The 16,212-nt window shown below is 62.0% G+C and carries 13 protein-coding genes and 1 pseudogene; 13 read left to right on the forward strand and 1 reads right to left on the reverse strand.

Annotated elements, in window-relative coordinates; all coding sequences use genetic code 11:
- Positions 1–10 precede the first annotated feature (10 nt).
- The 13 genes and pseudogenes from nuoC (at position 11) to KYE_RS00990 (ending at position 15,431) form a co-directional block, all read left to right on the forward strand.
- The gene (nuoC, locus tag KYE_RS00935) at positions 11–1,789 is read left to right on the forward strand and encodes an NADH-quinone oxidoreductase subunit C/D (RefSeq protein WP_008169457.1); all 1,779 of its coding nucleotides are present in this window, start codon (positions 11–13) and stop codon (positions 1,787–1,789) included.
- Positions 1,789–2,304, forward strand: coding sequence for an NADH-quinone oxidoreductase subunit NuoE (nuoE, locus tag KYE_RS00940; RefSeq protein WP_008169459.1), 516 nt, complete (start codon positions 1,789–1,791; stop codon positions 2,302–2,304). The genes nuoC and nuoE overlap by 1 nt, the downstream gene beginning before the upstream one ends.
- Complete coding sequence (gene nuoF, locus KYE_RS00945) at positions 2,301–3,701, forward strand: NADH-quinone oxidoreductase subunit NuoF (protein ID WP_008169462.1); 1,401 nt, start codon at positions 2,301–2,303, stop codon at positions 3,699–3,701. Before nuoE ends, nuoF begins: the two co-directional genes overlap by 4 nt.
- Positions 3,702–3,761: 60 nt before the next feature.
- Complete coding sequence (gene nuoG, locus KYE_RS00950; RefSeq protein ID WP_008169463.1) at positions 3,762–6,518, forward strand: NADH-quinone oxidoreductase subunit NuoG; 2,757 nt, start codon at positions 3,762–3,764, stop codon at positions 6,516–6,518.
- Positions 6,515–7,492, forward strand: a complete 978-nt coding sequence (nuoH, locus tag KYE_RS00955; protein WP_008169464.1) for an NADH-quinone oxidoreductase subunit NuoH — start codon at positions 6,515–6,517, stop codon at positions 7,490–7,492. The genes nuoG and nuoH overlap by 4 nt, the downstream gene beginning before the upstream one ends.
- A 9-nt stretch (positions 7,493–7,501) precedes the next feature.
- On the forward strand, positions 7,502–8,062 hold the full coding sequence (nuoI, locus tag KYE_RS00960) for an NADH-quinone oxidoreductase subunit NuoI (protein WP_039881756.1): 561 nt from the start codon (positions 7,502–7,504) through the stop codon (positions 8,060–8,062).
- Positions 8,063–8,080: 18 nt separating this feature from the next.
- Positions 8,081–8,605 carry an NADH-quinone oxidoreductase subunit J gene (gene nuoJ / locus KYE_RS00965; protein WP_008169466.1) on the forward strand — a complete coding sequence of 175 codons (525 nt, stop codon included), beginning with the start codon at positions 8,081–8,083 and terminating at the stop codon, positions 8,603–8,605.
- A complete protein-coding gene (gene nuoK / locus KYE_RS00970) occupies positions 8,602–8,910 on the forward strand; it encodes an NADH-quinone oxidoreductase subunit NuoK (protein ID WP_008169467.1) in 309 nt (102 codons plus the stop codon). The genes nuoJ and nuoK overlap by 4 nt, the downstream gene beginning before the upstream one ends.
- The gene (gene nuoL, locus KYE_RS00975; RefSeq protein WP_008169468.1) at positions 8,907–10,775 is read left to right on the forward strand and encodes an NADH-quinone oxidoreductase subunit L; all 1,869 of its coding nucleotides are present in this window, start codon (positions 8,907–8,909) and stop codon (positions 10,773–10,775) included. The genes nuoK and nuoL overlap by 4 nt, the downstream gene beginning before the upstream one ends.
- Positions 10,772–12,295, forward strand: a complete 1,524-nt coding sequence (nuoM, locus tag KYE_RS00980; protein ID WP_008169470.1) for an NADH-quinone oxidoreductase subunit M — start codon at positions 10,772–10,774, stop codon at positions 12,293–12,295. Before nuoL ends, nuoM begins: the two co-directional genes overlap by 4 nt.
- On the forward strand, positions 12,292–13,737 hold the full coding sequence (nuoN, locus tag KYE_RS00985) for an NADH-quinone oxidoreductase subunit NuoN (protein WP_413540213.1): 1,446 nt from the start codon (positions 12,292–12,294) through the stop codon (positions 13,735–13,737). Before nuoM ends, nuoN begins: the two co-directional genes overlap by 4 nt.
- 136 nt (positions 13,738–13,873) lie before the next feature.
- A pseudogene (locus KYE_RS21745) lies at positions 13,874–14,194 on the forward strand (P-II family nitrogen regulator).
- A gap of 100 nt (positions 14,195–14,294) precedes the next feature.
- Positions 14,295–15,431, forward strand: coding sequence for an NAD(P)/FAD-dependent oxidoreductase (locus tag KYE_RS00990; protein WP_158217735.1), 1,137 nt, complete (start codon positions 14,295–14,297; stop codon positions 15,429–15,431).
- Between the two features lie 208 nt (positions 15,432–15,639).
- On the opposite strand, the gene KYE_RS00995 is transcribed toward KYE_RS00990, so the two are convergent.
- Positions 15,640–16,074 (reverse strand): hypothetical protein, encoded by a 435-nt coding sequence (locus KYE_RS00995; protein WP_227497711.1) that lies wholly within the window; start codon positions 16,072–16,074, stop codon positions 15,640–15,642.
- Between the last annotated feature and the right edge of the window lie 138 nt (positions 16,075–16,212).

A 16,212-nucleotide genomic window follows, 5' to 3' on the forward strand; every position in this document is an offset into this window, starting at 1 on the left:
AGTCAGCATCATGAGCACAGACGCTCTCGACAGGCATGCACCGGCCCAGTCCGGCATTGACCGGGCCCTCGGGCTTCTGGACGGATTCCGGGAACACATCGAGCACGTTCAGCCTACCCTGACCGGGCTTCCGGTGCTGTGGGTGCGACGTGAGCGGATAGTGGAGATACTGCGCCACCTGAAGGCGCCGCCGGCGTCTTTTTCCATGCTTTACGATCTCTCTGCCGTGGACGAGCGGCTCCGTGCCCACCGTGACGGGCTACCAGCCGCGGATTTCACGGTCTTCTATCATCTGCTGTCGGTGGATCGTAATGAAGACCTGATCATCAAGGTGGCGCTGACCGGTGGCGACCCGAACCTGCCAAGCGTGACCCGGGTGTTTGCCAATGCCAACTGGTATGAGCGGGAAATCTGGGATCTGTTCGGCATTACCGCAACCGGCCATCCCCATCTGCAACGGCTGCTTATGCCGCCCACCTGGCATGGCCACCCATTACGCAAGGACTATCCCGCGCGGGCCACGGAATTCGACCCCTACACCCTGACAGTGGAGGGGCAGCAGACGGAGCAGGAGGCGCTGAAATTCGAACCGGAAGCCTGGGGCATGCAGCGTGAGCGGGATGGCAGCGAGTTCATGTTCCTCAATCTGGGCCCCAATCATCCCTCTGCCCACGGTGCCTTCCGGATCGTGCTTCAACTGGACGGCGAGGAGATCATCGACTGCGTGCCGGATATTGGCTATCACCACCGGGGCGCGGAAAAAATGGCCGAGCGCCAGACCTGGCACAGCTTCATTCCCTATACCGACCGCATCGACTACACCGGCGGCGTAATGAACAACCTTCCCTATGTCCTTGCGGTTGAGAAACTGGCGGGTATCGAGGTGCCCGACCGGGTCAAGACGGTCCGGGTGATGATGGCGGAGATGTTCCGTATTAGCAGCCATTTGCTGTTCCTGGGGACCTACCTGCAGGATCTGGGCGCCATGTCGCCGGTGTTCTACAGCTTCACTGACCGCCAGCGGGCCTACAAGGTGATTGAGGGCATCACCGGTTTTCGCATGCATCCGGCCTGGTACCGGATCGGCGGCCTTGCCCAGGACCTGCCCGTGGGCTGGCAGCAACTGGTGCAGGAGTTCCTTGACTGGATGCCGCCGCGGCTGCGGGAATACGAGCTGGCCATGATGAAAAACGCCCTGGTGCGGGAGCGGACCCGGCATGTGGCTGCCTTCACCACCACCGAGGCCCTGGAATGGGGCGTGACCGGTCCCAACCTGCGGGCCACTGGCTGCAACTTCGATCTGCGCAAACAGCGGCCCTATTCCGGCTATGAGAACTTCGACTTCGAGGTGCCTCTGGGGCAGCACGGAGACGTTTTTGACCGGGGTCAGCTGCGTATTGAGGAAATGCGGCAGAGCCTGCGCATTATCCAGCAATGCGTCGATCACATGCCCGCGGGCGACTACAAGGCGGACCACCCGTTGACCACCCCGCCACCCAGGGAGCGGATGTTGCAGCACATCGAAACGCTGATCACGCACTTTCTGCAGGTGTCCTGGGGTCCGGTTCTGAAACCCGGCGAATCCCTGCAAATGGTGGAGGCCACCAAAGGCATAAACAGTTATTACCTGACCAGCGACGGCAATAACATGAGCTACCGAACCCGCATCCGGACTCCGAGCTTTCCGCACCTGCAGCAGATACCGTCCTTGATGCGCGGAGGCTTCGTGCCGGACATGATCGCCCACCTGGGCAGTATCGATTTCGTAATGGCAGACGTGGATCGCTGATGATGGCAACAACCCCGCACACAACCGAACTGATCGGCAGTGACCGTTTTGAACTGCACCCGGACGACGAAGCCGCGATTCTCCGGGAAAAGGAACACTACGAGCAGCCCCAGGCCGCTTGTATCGAGGCGTTGAAAATCGTCCAGCGCCGCCATGGCTGGGTTCCCGACGGTGCCATCATGGCCGTTGGGCGGTTGCTGGGCCTGGGATTCGCCGCGGTGGACGGCGTGGCTACCTTTTACAGCCTGATTTTCCGTCAGCCGGTAGGGCGCCATGTGATCCTGGTCTGCGACAGCAGCTCCTGCTTCCTGACCGGGTATGAAACGCTGAAACAGGCCCTGGTGGAGAAGCTGGGAGTGGACTACGGCGCCACCACCGCCGATGGCCGCTTCACCCTGTTACCCGTGTGTTGTCTCGGCGCCTGTGACGGTGCCCCGGCGCTGATGATTGACGGCGAAACCTTCGGGCCGGTCACACCGGAGGATCTGTCCGACCTGCTGGAGGGCTACGAATGAGCGGATCCACCTCAGGTCAAGGCAACCCGCTGCGTTATCACAGCCGGATACGGCAATCCGGTACCGAGCGTCAACCCGAAACCCATCCGCTGACCTGGAGGCTGAGGGACGACGGCGAGGTGGTCTGGCTCGGCGAATATCTGGATAAGGATGGTTATCAGTCGGTCCGCCGGGCATTGGCCGAGAGCGACCCCCAGGGCATCATCACCGTGGTGAAAGACGCCAATGTGCGTGGCCGGGGCGGCGCCGGTTTTTCCGCTGGCGTCAAGTGGAGCCTGACGCTGCAGGGGGGTGACATGCCCCGGGGCTACCTGATCTGCAACGCGGATGAAATGGAACCGGGCACCTTCAAGGACCGGTTGCTGATGGAGCAGCAACCCCACCTGCTGATTGAGGGGATGATCCTCGGAGCCCGGGCCAACAACGCCCGGCAAGGCTACATTTTTCTGCGGGGTGAATACGTGGAGGCGGCCCGGGTGCTGAACCGGGCCATTGATGAGGCCCGCGAAGCCGGCTGGCTGGGGCCGGATATTGATGGCAGCGGGTTCGATTTCGACATCGCGGTGCATACCGGGGCGGGGCGCTACATCTGCGGCGAGGAAACGGCTCTGATCAATGCACTGGAGGGGAAGCGCGCCAATCCCCGGGCCAAGCCGCCGTTCCCCGGCCAGTCCGGAGCCTGGGGCAGGCCCACGGTGGTTAACAACGTCGAGACCCTGTGCAACATACCCGCCGTGATTCTCCATGGCGCTGACTGGTATCAGAACCTGTCCGGCAACCGTACCGGTGACGGCGGCACCAAGCTTTATGGCGTGTCGGGGCCGGTTGCGGAGCCGGGCCTCTGGGAGCTGCCCATGGGCGTCACCGGGGCCGAGCTGCTCGACCGGGCCGGGGGGCTGCAGCAAGGCCGTCGGCTCAAGACGTGGTTGCCCGGCGGCACCAGTACCGGCTTCCTGTTGCCGGAGCATCTGGAGCTGCCCCTGGACTTTGACTCTATCGCCAATGTCGGCAGCCGGCTGGGCACCGGCCTGATGATGGCGGTCCCCGAGGACCGGGGCATGGTATCGCTGATGCGCAACCTGGAGGAGTTCTTCGCCCGGGAATCCTGCGGCTGGTGCACTCCGTGCCGTGATGGTCTGCCCTGGGTGGTAAAACTGCTCCGGGACCTGGAAAAGGGACAGGGGCAGGCCGGCGACATCGAATTGCTCGACAAGCTGGCGGCGGACTGTGGCCCGGGGCTGACCTTCTGCGCCCTTGCCCCTGGTGCCGCCATGCCGCTGGAAACAGCGCTGCGGCACTTCCGGCAGGAGTTTGAGCAGGGCATTGGCAAGGTAAGCGGCGACACCCGGGGCGTTCCGGACCGGGTCGCAGCGGACGCGCCGGCAAACAACCGTTAGTTTCAACAGTCACTTTCAACAAACAGTGATCGTACTTTCTAGGTGAAGGCAGAAGCAAGCATGGCGACGATTCACGTGGACGGAAAAACCTACGAGGTCAACGGGGCGCACAACCTGCTCCAGGCCTGTCTGTCACTGGGCCTGGATATTCCCTATTTCTGCTGGCATCCGGCCATGGGAAGTGTCGGCGCCTGTCGCCAGTGCGCGGTGCGCCAGTACAAGGACAAGGACGACAACAAGGGCGTTCTGGTCATGTCCTGTATGACCCCGGCGGCGGACCAGACCCGAATCGATATCGATGACGAGGAAGCCCGGGCTTTCCGGGCCAGTGTGGTGGAGTGGCTGATGATCAATCACCCCCACGACTGCCCGGTGTGCGAGGAGGGCGGCCATTGCCACCTGCAGGACATGACGGTAATGACCGGCCATGACCGCCGCCGCTACCGGTTCAACAAGCGCACTCGCCGCAACCAGTACCTGGGGCCGTTCATCGCCCACGAAATGAACCGCTGCATTACCTGCTACCGGTGCGTGCGCTTTTACAATGACTACGCCGGTGGCACCGATCTGGGCGCCTTTGGTGCCCGGGACAACATCTACTTCGGGCGATACGCCGAAGGCACACTGGAAAGCCCGTTCTCCGGCAACCTCACCGAAGTCTGCCCCACTGGGGTGTTCACCGACCAGAGTCATTCCGATCACTACACCCGAAAGTGGGACCTGCAGTATGCCCCCGGCATCTGCCACCAGTGCGCGGTCGGTTGCAACATCAGCCCCGGGGAACGCTACGGCGAGATTCGCCGCATCGAAAACCGCTACCACGGTGAGGTTAACAGCCACTTCCTCTGTGACCGCGGCCGGTTTGGTTACGGATACGTCAACCGCGCCGACCGGCCGCGGGTTCCGGAATGGACCGAACGGCCGGGGCAGGAGGCCGTGACGCTGGGGGTGGATCCGGCCCTGGAGCGTATCACCGGCGCCCTGCGTCAGGCCCGGCGCATCATCGGCATCGGATCGCCCCGGGCCAGTCTGGAAAGCAATCACCAGCTATTGGCCATGGTGGGGCCGGAAAACTTTTCCACCGGGATAGAGTCCCGGGAGCAGGCGTGCCTGGCCATGATGAACCGGCTGCAGGAAACGTCGGGACTGCCCACCCCGACACCCCGGGAAATAGAACGCCACGATGCCATTCTGGTGCTGGGCGAGGACCCGGTCCAGAGCGCCGCGCGCCTGGGGCTGAATCTGCGTCAGGCTGTGCTGTCACGGCGGGAAGAACTGGCTGAACAGATCGGCGTGCCGGCCTGGAATGCCGAGGCCGTCAAGACCCTGGGGCAGGACCGGTACCACCCGCTGCACATTGTCTGGCCAGCGCCCACCGAGCTGGACAGTGTCGCTGTCGCCCGCCATGCCCTGGCGCCGGATGATATCGCCCGGCTCGGTTTCGCGGTGGCTCATGCCATCGACCCGGCGGCGCCCCCGGTGGACGGCCTCGACCCGGCCAGCCAGGAGCGGGCCGGAGAAATCGCCGTCAGCCTGTTAAAAGCGGCGCGGCCGCTGGTTGTCAGCGGCGGCTCCCTCGCCAGCGAGGCCATCCTGGAAGCCGCCGGTGCGGTTGCCCGGGCCCTGTCCAGGCGGGCAGCGCAGGGTGGGCTGGTGTTGATCCGGCGGGAGGCCAACAGCACCGGGCTGTCGCTCATGGGGGGGCAGACACTGGACTGGGCGCTGGATGAGTTGAGTGAGGGCCGGGCCGATGCGGTGGTGGTGCTGGAGAACGACCTGTATCAACGCCTGCCCGCCGACCGGGTGGAGCAGGCCCTGGCCCGTGCCAACACCCGCGTGGTGCTGGACCACCAGCGGACGAGAACCGCCGAGGGGGCGGACTTCATCCTGCCTGCTGCCAGTTTCGCGGAAGGGAGCGGAACCCTGGTAAATCTGGAAGGGCGGGCCCAGCGCTTCTTCCGGGTGTTCGAACCGGCCTACCTGCGCCCCGAGACCCGAATTCACGAGAGCTGGCGCTGGTTACACACCCTGGCCGCCGGGCTGCGGGGCGAAGCCCCCGGGGATATCAGCCTGGATCTGGCCACCCGGGCCTGCGCCGGGGCCCATCCAGGCCTGGCCGGGATTGTGGATGCCGCGCCCGGGCCCGATTATCGCATAGAGGGCCTGCGGCTGGCCCGTGAGCCCCAGCGTTACAGCGGCCGCACCGCCATGCGCGCCAACCTCGATGTAAATGAACCCCGCCCGCCACAGGATACCGATACACCCTTCGCTTACTCCATGGAAGGCTACAGCGGATTTGACCGGCCCCGGCAGCAGATACCTTTCGCCTGGGCGCCGGGCTGGAATTCCCCGCAGGCGTGGAACAAGTTCACCGATGAAGTGGGCGGTCACCTGCGCGGAGGGGACCCGGGCATAAGATTGATTCGGCCTCAGCCCGGCCATCGCGAATACCCCGACCCGGTCTTTGATGACGGCGCCACTGACAGCAGCGGGCTGCGGGCGCTGGTGTTGCCACGGGTGTTCGGGGGCGAGGAAACGTCTGCCCGGGCTGAACCTGTCCGGCAGCGGATGACCGCGCCGGTGGTCATCCTGGCCCGCCCGGATGCCGAGGCGCTGGGCGTGCGCGACGGCGACAGTCTGACGCTGCTTGGTGTGCGTGAGGGCGACAGCCTGATGCTGTTTGGCGGTCCGGACATTACGGTATCGGAGCAGGAAGACTGGCCCCCCGGCTGGGCTGGCCTGCCCGCGGGATTGTTGCCCGGCCTGGGGCAGGGCGCGATACTCACTTTAGGAAAACCCACGGGAGGTGAGTCATGAGCTGGTGGACTCCACAACTGGCAGCCACTCTCTGGGCCATGTTCCAGGCGCTGGTGATCCTGCTTGCCGTGGTCGTGGTGGGAGCGGCACTGACCGTGGTCGAACGTCGGCTGCTGGGCCTCTGGCAGGATCGTTATGGTCCCAACCGGGTAGGGCCATTCGGCACTCTTCAACTGATTGCCGATATGCTGAAGATCTTTTTCAAGGAAGACTGGACTCCGCCCTTTGCCAGCCGCGCCCTGTTTATGCTGGCACCCAACCTTGCCTTCGCTTCCCTGCTGCTGTCTTTCGTTATTATCCCCATAACACCGGGGTGGGGGGTGGCGGACATGCACATCGGGCTGCTGTTCTTCCTCGCGCTGGCCGGCATCAACGTCTACGCGGTGTTAATCGGTGGCTGGGCCAGTGGCAATAAGTATGCCTTGCTCGGCGCGTTGCGAGCCTCGGCCCAGACCCTGTCCTACGAAGTGTTCATGGGGCTGTCGCTCATGGGTGTGGTGGCCATGGCCGGCTCCTTCAACCTGCGCGACATCGTCGCGGCCCAGGAAGGCCTGTGGTTCGTGATTCCCCAGTTCCTGGGTTTCGTCACATTTCTGATCGCCGGCATCGCGGTGACACACCGCCACCCTTTCGACCAGCCGGAGGCGGAACAGGAACTGGCGGATGGTTACCATGTCGAGTACTCCGGTATGAAGTTCGGCATGTTTTTCATTGGCGAATACGTGGGCATGGTGCTGGTTTCCGCGCTGATCGTGACATTGTTTTTCGGCGGCTGGCAGGGCCCCTGGCTGCCACCCATTGTGTGGTTTGCCCTCAAGACCAGCTTCTTCCTGATGCTGTTTATCCTGCTCCGGGCATCGCTGCCACGGCCCAGGTATGACCGGGTGATGAGCTTTGGCTGGCGGGTGTGTCTGCCGCTGACCCTGGTCAATCTGCTGGCTACCGGGGCGGTGCTGCTACTGACCGGTTCATAGGGAGGAAAGATGCGAAAAAACAAGGTGTTGTCGGTGTTATGGCTGATACCGGCCAGTTGGTCGCTGTTGCGTACCATGTGGATGGTATTCATGCACGGCTTCCGCAAGCGGGAAACCGTGAACTATCCGGAAGAGGAGGTTTATCTGCCTCCCCGGTACCGGGGCCGCATCATACTCACCCGGGATCCGGACGGCGAAGAACGATGCGTGGCGTGCAACCTTTGCGCGGTGGCCTGCCCGGTGGATTGTATTTCCCTGCAGAAAGGTGAAAAAGACGACGGCCGCTGGTATCCGGAGTTCTTCCGCATCAACTTTTCCCGTTGCATTTTCTGCGGCATGTGTGAAGAGGCCTGCCCCACCTCCGCCATCCAGTTGACACCGGATTTCGAGATGGGCGAGTACCAGCGTCAGCAGTTGGTGTACGAGAAGGAAGATCTGCTGATCAACGGCCCCGGCAAGGACCACGACTACCACTTTTACAAGGTTGCCGGCATGGCTATCGCCGGCAAGGATAAAGGTGAGGCACAGAACGAGGAGGTCCCGGAGGATGTCCGTACGCTTTTACCCTGACCAAAAAAGGAACTACTGATGGAGCTGGGATTCTACCTTAGCGGCCTGGTGGCGGTGCTGGCCACGGTCGGTCTTATCAGCGGCTCCAGTCCGGTGCATGCGGTGGTGTACCTGATTGTTTCGCTGATTGCCGTCGCCCTGGTGTTCTTCGCCCTGGGTGCGCCCTTTGCCGGTGCTCTCGAGATTATCGTCTATGCCGGCGCCATAATGGTGCTGTTCGTGTTCGTGGTGATGATGCTCAACCTGCGTCCGGAGGCCAAGCGGGATCCCCTGTGGCTACGTCCGGGCTACTGGCTCGGGCCGTCGCTGCTGGCTCTGGTGTTGCTGGTGGCGCTGGTGGCGCTGATCAGCGACGGGCAGGCAGGCATGACCATTGACGGTGAGCTGATAACCGCCCGGGACATCGGCCTCACCCTGTTCGGCCCATGGCTGATAGTGGTGGAGCTGGCCGCCATTCTGCTGCTGGCGGCGCTGGTGACGGCGTCCCACGTGGGCCGGCGCAACAAACCCCGGGGCAATCGCAACCGTGGAGGCACCCGATGACTGGTATCCCGATGGAGCATGGCCTGATCCTGGCCGTTATTCTGTTCAGCCTGGGGTTGGCCGGGTTGATGCTGAGGCGCAGTATGCTGTTCGTTCTCATGAGCCTGGAAGTCATGCTCAATGCCGCCGCGCTGGCCTTTGTGGTGGGCAGCACCGCCTGGAACCAGCCGGACGGGCAGGCCATGTTCCTGCTGGTCATCACCCTGGCGGCAGCCGAGGCCAGCGTCGGCCTGGCGCTGATGATACAGCTTTACCAGCGTTTCCGTTCACTTGAGCTGCACGAAGTCAGCAGGATGCGTGGATGATGATGGCTGCGACTTTACTGTCATTTCTGTTACCTCTGGCCGGTGCCATTGTTCTCGGCTTTTCCGGCGGGCGGCTGGGACCGCGGGCCAGCGCGGCCATTGGCGTGGGCAGCGTGGGGCTGGCCGCGCTGGCCACCGCCTGGGCGCTGCTGACCTTCTCCGGCGACAGCCAGGGGTTCACGCTCTGGACCTGGGTTTCCGTGGGCGAGTTCCAGCCGACCATGGGCGTGGTGGTTGATCGTCTCTCGCTGGTCATGATGTCGATCATCACCGGCGTGGGTTTCCTGATTCACCTGTTCGCTGTCTGGTACATGGTGGGCGAGGCCGGTATAACCCGCTTCTATGCCTGGATGAACCTGTTTGTGTTCAGCATGCTGGTGCTGGTGCTGGCCGATAACCTGCTGTTGCTGTTTCTCGGTTGGGAAGGCGTTGGCCTTTGCAGCTACGGCCTTATCGGCTACTACTATCAGAACGAAGCTAATGGGCGGGCGGCGTTCAAGGCGTTTATCGTGACCCGCACAGGTGACGTATTCCTTGCCCTGGGGCTGTTCCTGATCTTCGTGGAACTCGGCACCCTCGATATCGGATTGGTGCTGGAGCAGGCACCACGGGTCTGGGCCGAGGGGAGTGTCACTGCCAATCTTGCGGCCTTGCTGGTCCTTGGCGGTGCCCTGGGCAAGTCTGCACAGGTGCCGCTGCACACCTGGCTGCCGGATGCCATGGCAGGCCCCACTCCGGTGTCGGCCCTGATCCACGCGGCCACCATGGTGACCGCCGGCGTTTATCTGATTGCACGCCTGAACGGGCTGTTCCTGCTGGCACCGGATGTGATGTGGCTGGTGGGCATCATCGGAGCCCTGTCGCTGTTGCTGGCGGCCTTCGCGGCCCTGGCCCAGACCGACATCAAGCGGGTGCTGGCCTATTCCACCATGAGCCAGATCGGCTACATGTTCCTGGCGCTGGGGGTCGGGGCGTTTGACGCGGCCATTTTTCACCTGATGACCCACGCCTTCTTCAAGGCATTGCTGTTCCTTTCAGCCGGGGCCGTTATCATCAGTTGCCACCATGAACAGGATCTGAGCCGGCTGGGTGGGCTCTGGCGCAAACTGCCGGTCGCCTATGCCGGTTTCCTGGCGGGGGGCGCGTCGCTGGTGGCATTGCCGCTGGTAACCGCGGGCTTCTTCAGCAAGGACGAGATTCTCTGGCAGGCCATGGCCTCGGGCCACTACGGACTGTTCGCGGCGGGTCTGACCGGAGCCGTGCTAACCGGCCTGTACACGGTGCGGCTGATCCTGGGCATTTTTCATGGCCAGCCCCGCAGTGATCATGCACGCCATCCCCGGCCGGGCACCAGTCCCCTCAGGCATCACCTGCCTTTGGCAATCCTGGCCGTGCTTTCCACCTTCGTTGGTGCCTGGCTGTACCCGGGGCTTGAGGTGGTGTTCCCGCCGCCCCCCGATGATGCCACGAACGCCGGCCACACCCTGTTTCAGTTCCTGGCGACCGGAGCGGTGCTTGCTGGCCTGGCTCTGGCTGGCTGGCTGTTCCTGGCGCGGCGCCGGTGGCTTGACGCAAAGGTCGGTCGGGGTCTGGGGGCGCGGCTCTGGATCCTGTTCAACCGGGCCTGGGGCTTCGATGCCCTGTTCGACCGGACACTGGTCCGGCCCTGGCAGGCCCTGGTACGCGTGCTGCGTTTCGACTTTATTAACCTGGGGATGAACCTGCCGGCCGTGATTGCCCGCCTGTGCAATGCGGGCCTGGTGCGGTCCCAGGACGGCCAGCTGCGGACTTACGCCAAAGTGATGGTATTCGGTGCCACGGTGATACTGGTTGGCCTGGTAATGACTCAGGGAGGTGGCGCATGATTCTGTTCTGGCTGATTCTGATTCCCTTCCTCGGTGGCATGCTGTGCTGGCACTCGGAGCGTTGGGGCGAACAGGCGCCGCGCTGGATTGCCCTGGCCACCATGCTGTTCGTGCTGGCGGTCAGCGTCGTGCTTTGGGCAGGCGGTGATTTCAGCGCCTATGGCGCCGGCGAGAGACCGTGGCTGCTGGAGTGGCGAGTCCCCTGGATTCCTCGTTTTGGCATCGAGATTCATCTGGCTCTGGACGGCTTGTCGCTGATCCTGATTGCGCTGACCGGCTTTCTGGGTGCCTTGGCGGTACTTTGCTCATGGAAAGAGATTGTCGAGCGGGTGGGCTTTTTTCATCTGAATCTGCTGTTTGTTCTGGGCGGCGTGGTGGGTGTGTTTCTGGCGCTGGACCTGCTCCTGTTCTTCCTGTTCTGGGAAGTGATGCTGGTACCCATGTATTTTCTGATTGCCCTCTGGGGGCACAGCGGCTCCCCGGGGCAAACCCGGATTCGTGCCGCCACCCGCTTCTTCATCTACACCCAGGCCAGCGGCCTGCTGATGCTGGTGGCGATCCTTGCGCTGGTGTTCGTGCATTACACCAGCTCCGGCGAGATAACCTTCAGCTATGACGCACTGTTGAACGCCGACGTGCCCGACAATCTGTCCTTCTGGATTATGCTCGGGTTTTTTATTGCCTTTGCGGTGAAGCTGCCTGTCGTGCCTTTTCATGGCTGGCTGCCGGATGCGCACGCCCAGGCGCCCACTGCCGGCAGCGTGGACCTTGCGGGCATTCTGCTGAAAACCGCCGCCTACGGCATGCTGCGCTTTGCGATTCCGTTGTTTCCGGAACAGTCCCAGGCCTTTGCGCCGGTGGCCATGGCGCTGGGGGTCGTGGGTATTATTTACGGCGCGGTCCTGGCCTGCGGCCAGCAGGATATCAAGCGGCTGATTGCCTATGCCAGCATATCCCATATGGGGTTCGTGCTGATTGCCGTTTATTCCGGATCCGAACTGGCGATCCAGGGCGCAATCGTACTCATGGTGGCCCATGCGTTCTCCAGTGCCGCTCTGTTCATTCTCAGTGGCCAGCTCTTTGAACGCATTCATACCCGGGATATGCGTCGCATGGGCGGGCTCTGGGGCCGAATACCGGTGTTGCCCGGCGTGACCTTGTTTTTCCTGGCGGCCTCTCTGGGGATGCCCGCCACGGCCAATTTCCTTGGCGAGTTCATGGTACTGTTCGGTACCTTCCGCAGCGCTCCGGTGGTGGTGGTCATCGCCAGCGCCGGGCTGGTGCTTGGCGCGATCTATTCACTGCTGATGATGCAGCGGGTGCATTTCGGTCGCGAACAACAACCGGGCCTGCTCGCGGGTCCGGATGTGCGGGAGTACGGCATGATGTTGGCCTTGATCGGACTCACCCTGGCAGTGGGCCTGAATCCGCAACCCCTGCTTGATACCACGGCGTCAATGGTCCGGCCGGTGGCGGACCTGTTCATGGCGGGCCCGGTCCGGGCAGGAGGGATGAACTGATGCTGACCCTGATCGATCTTGTGGGGCTGCTGCCCCTGCTTATTGTCGCCTCGACAGCCGTACTGGTAATGCTGGGCGTCGCCTGGCGACGCCACCACGGTGGTACCGCGGCGGTCACTGTCAGCGGTCTGGCCCTGGCCCTGGCGAGCCTGCCGCTGGCCTCGGCCGCGCCCTCTTCGCCGCCGCTGATGATCTTTGACGGCCTTGCCCTCATGGGCAGCGCGCTGGTGTTGGTGAGCGGCCTGTTTATCGCCGCCATGAGCCATGGTTACCTGGCCGGCTACAGGGGGCCGCGGGAAGAGTTTTACCTGTTGTTGCTTTGCGCGGTAACAGGTGCCCTGGGCCTTGTGGCCAGCAACCACCTGGCCACCCTGTTCATCAGCCTTGAATTGCTGTCGATGCCTTTGTACGGCATGGTGGCGTACAGTTTCCGGACAGAACGGTCCCTGGAGGCGGGGATCAAATACCTCATATTGTCCGCCGCCGCCACCGCCTTTCTGCTGTTTGGCATGGCGTTGATCTATGCCCGCACCGGCCACCTTGAGCTGACGGCACTCGCCGCGGGGGTTGCTGGCAGTCCGGACCCCTGGATTCTGGGCGGCGCCGCACTGTTACTGGTGGGGCTGGGGTTCAAGTTGTCCATCATACCGTTTCACCAGTGGACACCGGACGTATACCAGGGAGGTCTGGCGCCGGCGACCACTGTGCTGGCCACGGTGAGCAAACTGGCGGTGTTTCTGGTATTGCTGCGGCTGGTACTGGTGGCCCCGGTCTTCGGCAGTGGATGGCTCCTTGGCCTGATCAGCCTGCTGGCTCTTCTCAGCATGTTCGGTGGCAACCTGCTGGCCCTGTTCCAGCCTGACCTGAAGCGCCTGCTGGGCTACTCTTCCATCGCCCATATGGGCTACCTGCTGGTGGCCGTTATAGTAGGTGGCCCCCTGGCGTTGGAAACCACCGGGGTTTACCTGTTCACCTATATTGTGGCCACCATGGGGGCGTTTGGCGTGATTATGCATGTCTCCGGCACCGGCAGTGGCGAGGATGCCTCCGGGTTGCACCATTACAGGGGACTGTTCTGGCACAGCCCCTGGCTGGCAGCATTATTGACTCTGAGCATGTTGTCCCTGGCCGGCATTCCGCTGACCGCCGGATTCTTCGGTAAATTCTATATCATCGCCCTGGGTGTGGAAGGCAGCCGGTGGTGGCTTGTTGGAGGGATCGTTATCGGCAGCGTTATCGGGCTGTTCTACTACCTGAGGGTGATCGTCACCCTGTATCTGCGCGAACCGGGTATGCAGCAGGCGGTGGCGGATGCCGGCCGGGGTCGGGTAGAGAAACTCGCCCTTCTGATTGTTGCCGTCTCAATACTGCTGCTGGGTATTTACCCGGTGCCGTTTATTGACTGGGTGGCGGGTCTCGCCTGGGCGGCCAGGCTTCTTTGACTTAAATCAGTATAGCCCCGGCTGGTTTCAGATTGTTCCCTATTTTCAGTGTCAGTTCAGTTGTGGGTGATTAACTGTCATTTTCAAGCCGAAGAACCGGAGCGATCCTTCTTCAGCTCACTGACGAGGAGGCGAAATGAATACGAAGTTTTGCAAAGTGACTGCGATCTTCTCCAGTCTGGACTTGAAGAAAGTAGAGGATGCGCTGATCGCGGCTGGTTTTTCCGGTATGACGGTGTCTAAAACCCATGGCCGTGGTCGATATAAAAACTACTAAGCCAAGGACACCATGGCCGATTCCGTTCGCGTGGAGATATTCACGGAAGCCGAGCAGGCAGACGAGATCGTTGACCTCATTGCCCGAACGGTGCACAAGGGGCTTGCCAGCGACGGAATCATAGCCGTGCTGCCGGTGGAAGACCTGCTGCACATCCGTGACTTCAAGGAGGCCCAGTGATCGGGTATCGCTGTGTTTTATGTCTTTGTGACAAGGTGAGGGGAAGGCGGGTGCGGACATGATAGGCGTCAACGAGGCTGGGACTGGTATCGGAGCCATGATGTCAGACAACAGAAATGGCGCGGTCGAGATTGCCGGCGCCGGGCCGGCCGGGCTGGCAGCCGCCATCACACTGGCGCGGGCGGGGCGGTCAGTCATCGTGCATGAGGCCCGGGCCGAGGTGGGGCACCGCTTCAAACGGGACCTTCAGGGGTTGGAGAACTGGAGCACGCAGCAGGATGCCCTGGCGGTGTTGCAGGAACTCGGAATCACCACCGACTTCAAGCGAGTTCCATGCCGCCGGGGTACCGCCTTTGATGCCTGGGATTCCCCGTACGCCATTGAGAGCATTGAGCCGCTGTTCTACCTGGTGGAGCGTGGCTCCGGGCCAGACACATTGGACACGGCGTTGCTGAGACAGGCCAGGGAACTGGGCGTGCAGGTGCATTTCAAAAGCCGGCTGCGGCATGCCCGGGGCCCGGCCATCCTGGCGACTGGCCCAAAGGCCGCCGATGCCATTGCGGTCGGCTATCATTTCGATACATCCATGCCGGACGGTTTCTGGGCAATTTGTGATAACAACCTTGCCCCTAAAGGGTATGCCTACCTTTTGGTAATGGGAGGCAAGGGAACGGTAAAGAGTTGCATGTTTACTGGTTTCAGGGATGAAGCAAAGTATGTGGAGCGAACTGTCAGTGCGTTTCAGAGGCTGGCCGGCATGGAGATGATGAATCCTCAGCCGCACGGCGGTGTTGGAAACTTCCGTATCCCTGTAACCGCATTGTCCGGGGTGCACCCGGTAGCGGGTGAGCAGGCCGGTTTCCAGGATACGCTGTGGGGCTTCGGGATGCGCGCGGCCATCACCTCCGGCGTGCTGGCCGCACGCAGTCTGCTGCATGGTGACGACTACAACCGGCTTTGGCGAGAATCCCTGGAGCGTCCGATGGCGGCGGCGTTGGTGAACCGCGCGTTTTATGGGCTGCTGGGTAACCGCGGTTATCGCTGGTGCATGCGCCGCCAGGAAAACCATCTGGATGCGCGCGAGTTTTTGCGCCGTCTCTACCGGCCCACACTTGCCAGGCGTCTGCTGGCGCCGTTGGCGGGTTTGCATTTGCGGAGCCAGCGACGGGATATAAGCTGCAATCACGTCGACTGCGGCTGTATCTGGTGCCGGCATGGCCGGGAGTGGCATACGTAATGCCAACCGTTCGCAAGGACTTCGGAGTTGAGTGATGGATGAGTCGATCAGTCACAGTGGAACATCGTATTATTGTGATCGTACTTGTCTACGTCTGGCAATGGTGGCAATCATCAATAGTGTAGTGTCGCTGACCGCCACACTCGTGATTGGTGTGGATGTGCAGTTGTCTGTAGGGCGGTTTATATGATGCCCGGGGCTCCGGCATTCATTGCTGGGGGTGATCGCGGCCCTGACGTCTGAGATCAAGCCAGCCTCTGTAGAGCCAACGCAAACCAAAGAGCGAGACTGTTGGAACGATAATCCACTGCGCTAGAGGGGCGATACCTGTGCCAAGGAAGGGAAACAGGGGCATAGAATCATTGTAGCTCCAGCGCTGGCCTGCGCCTGTGGCCCAGGCTTCAAAGACTATGGTTATAAGCAGACCGGTAGCAAAATACGCTCCTAAAGCATGGCGGCGCCACCGCCCCTGTATCCAAAAGCCATCTTTAGTTGCCGCTGCGGCGACGCCATAGGCAAATAGTGCAATATTGGCATCACCGATTGCCGCCCGCGTGCAGAGCCAGACGACCGCACCATGGGACGCCTCCATCATCCCTGTAAAGAAAGGCACCTGGATCATTTCCCAAAAAAAATGCAGCAAAAAGCTGACAGACCAGATTAAAAAAACAGGAACCAGCCTCTACGTGATGGTCGACGTGAACAATGCATAATCTATCCAACTAATCTATTAATTTCAGGCAGTCGAAGTTGAAATCGCCATTTCCAATTGAATACTAGG

This window comes from Marinobacter manganoxydans MnI7-9, from assembly GCF_000235625.1.
Taxonomy (GTDB): Bacteria; Pseudomonadota; Gammaproteobacteria; order Pseudomonadales; family Oleiphilaceae; genus Marinobacter; species Marinobacter manganoxydans.

What these genes read in the sequence shown, in the direction of transcription:
- nuoL (WP_008169468.1), top strand. Translation starts at nt 8,907, where the DNA reads ATGATGATGGCTGCGACTTTACTGTCATTTCTGTTACCTCTGGCCGGT.
- nuoE (WP_008169459.1), top strand. Translation starts at nt 1,789, where the DNA reads ATGATGGCAACAACCCCGCACACAACCGAACTGATCGGCAGTGACCGT.
- nuoJ (WP_008169466.1), top strand. Translation starts at nt 8,081, where the DNA reads ATGGAGCTGGGATTCTACCTTAGCGGCCTGGTGGCGGTGCTGGCCACG.
- nuoK (WP_008169467.1), top strand. Translation starts at nt 8,602, where the DNA reads ATGACTGGTATCCCGATGGAGCATGGCCTGATCCTGGCCGTTATTCTG.
- nuoM (WP_008169470.1), top strand. Translation starts at nt 10,772, where the DNA reads ATGATTCTGTTCTGGCTGATTCTGATTCCCTTCCTCGGTGGCATGCTG.
- nuoH (WP_008169464.1), top strand. Translation starts at nt 6,515, where the DNA reads ATGAGCTGGTGGACTCCACAACTGGCAGCCACTCTCTGGGCCATGTTC.
- KYE_RS00990 (WP_158217735.1), top strand. Translation starts at nt 14,295, where the DNA reads ATGTCAGACAACAGAAATGGCGCGGTCGAGATTGCCGGCGCCGGGCCG.
- nuoI (WP_039881756.1), top strand. Translation starts at nt 7,502, where the DNA reads ATGCGAAAAAACAAGGTGTTGTCGGTGTTATGGCTGATACCGGCCAGT.
- nuoG (WP_008169463.1), top strand. Translation starts at nt 3,762, where the DNA reads ATGGCGACGATTCACGTGGACGGAAAAACCTACGAGGTCAACGGGGCG.
- nuoC (WP_008169457.1), top strand. Translation starts at nt 11, where the DNA reads ATGAGCACAGACGCTCTCGACAGGCATGCACCGGCCCAGTCCGGCATT.
- nuoF (WP_008169462.1), top strand. Translation starts at nt 2,301, where the DNA reads ATGAGCGGATCCACCTCAGGTCAAGGCAACCCGCTGCGTTATCACAGC.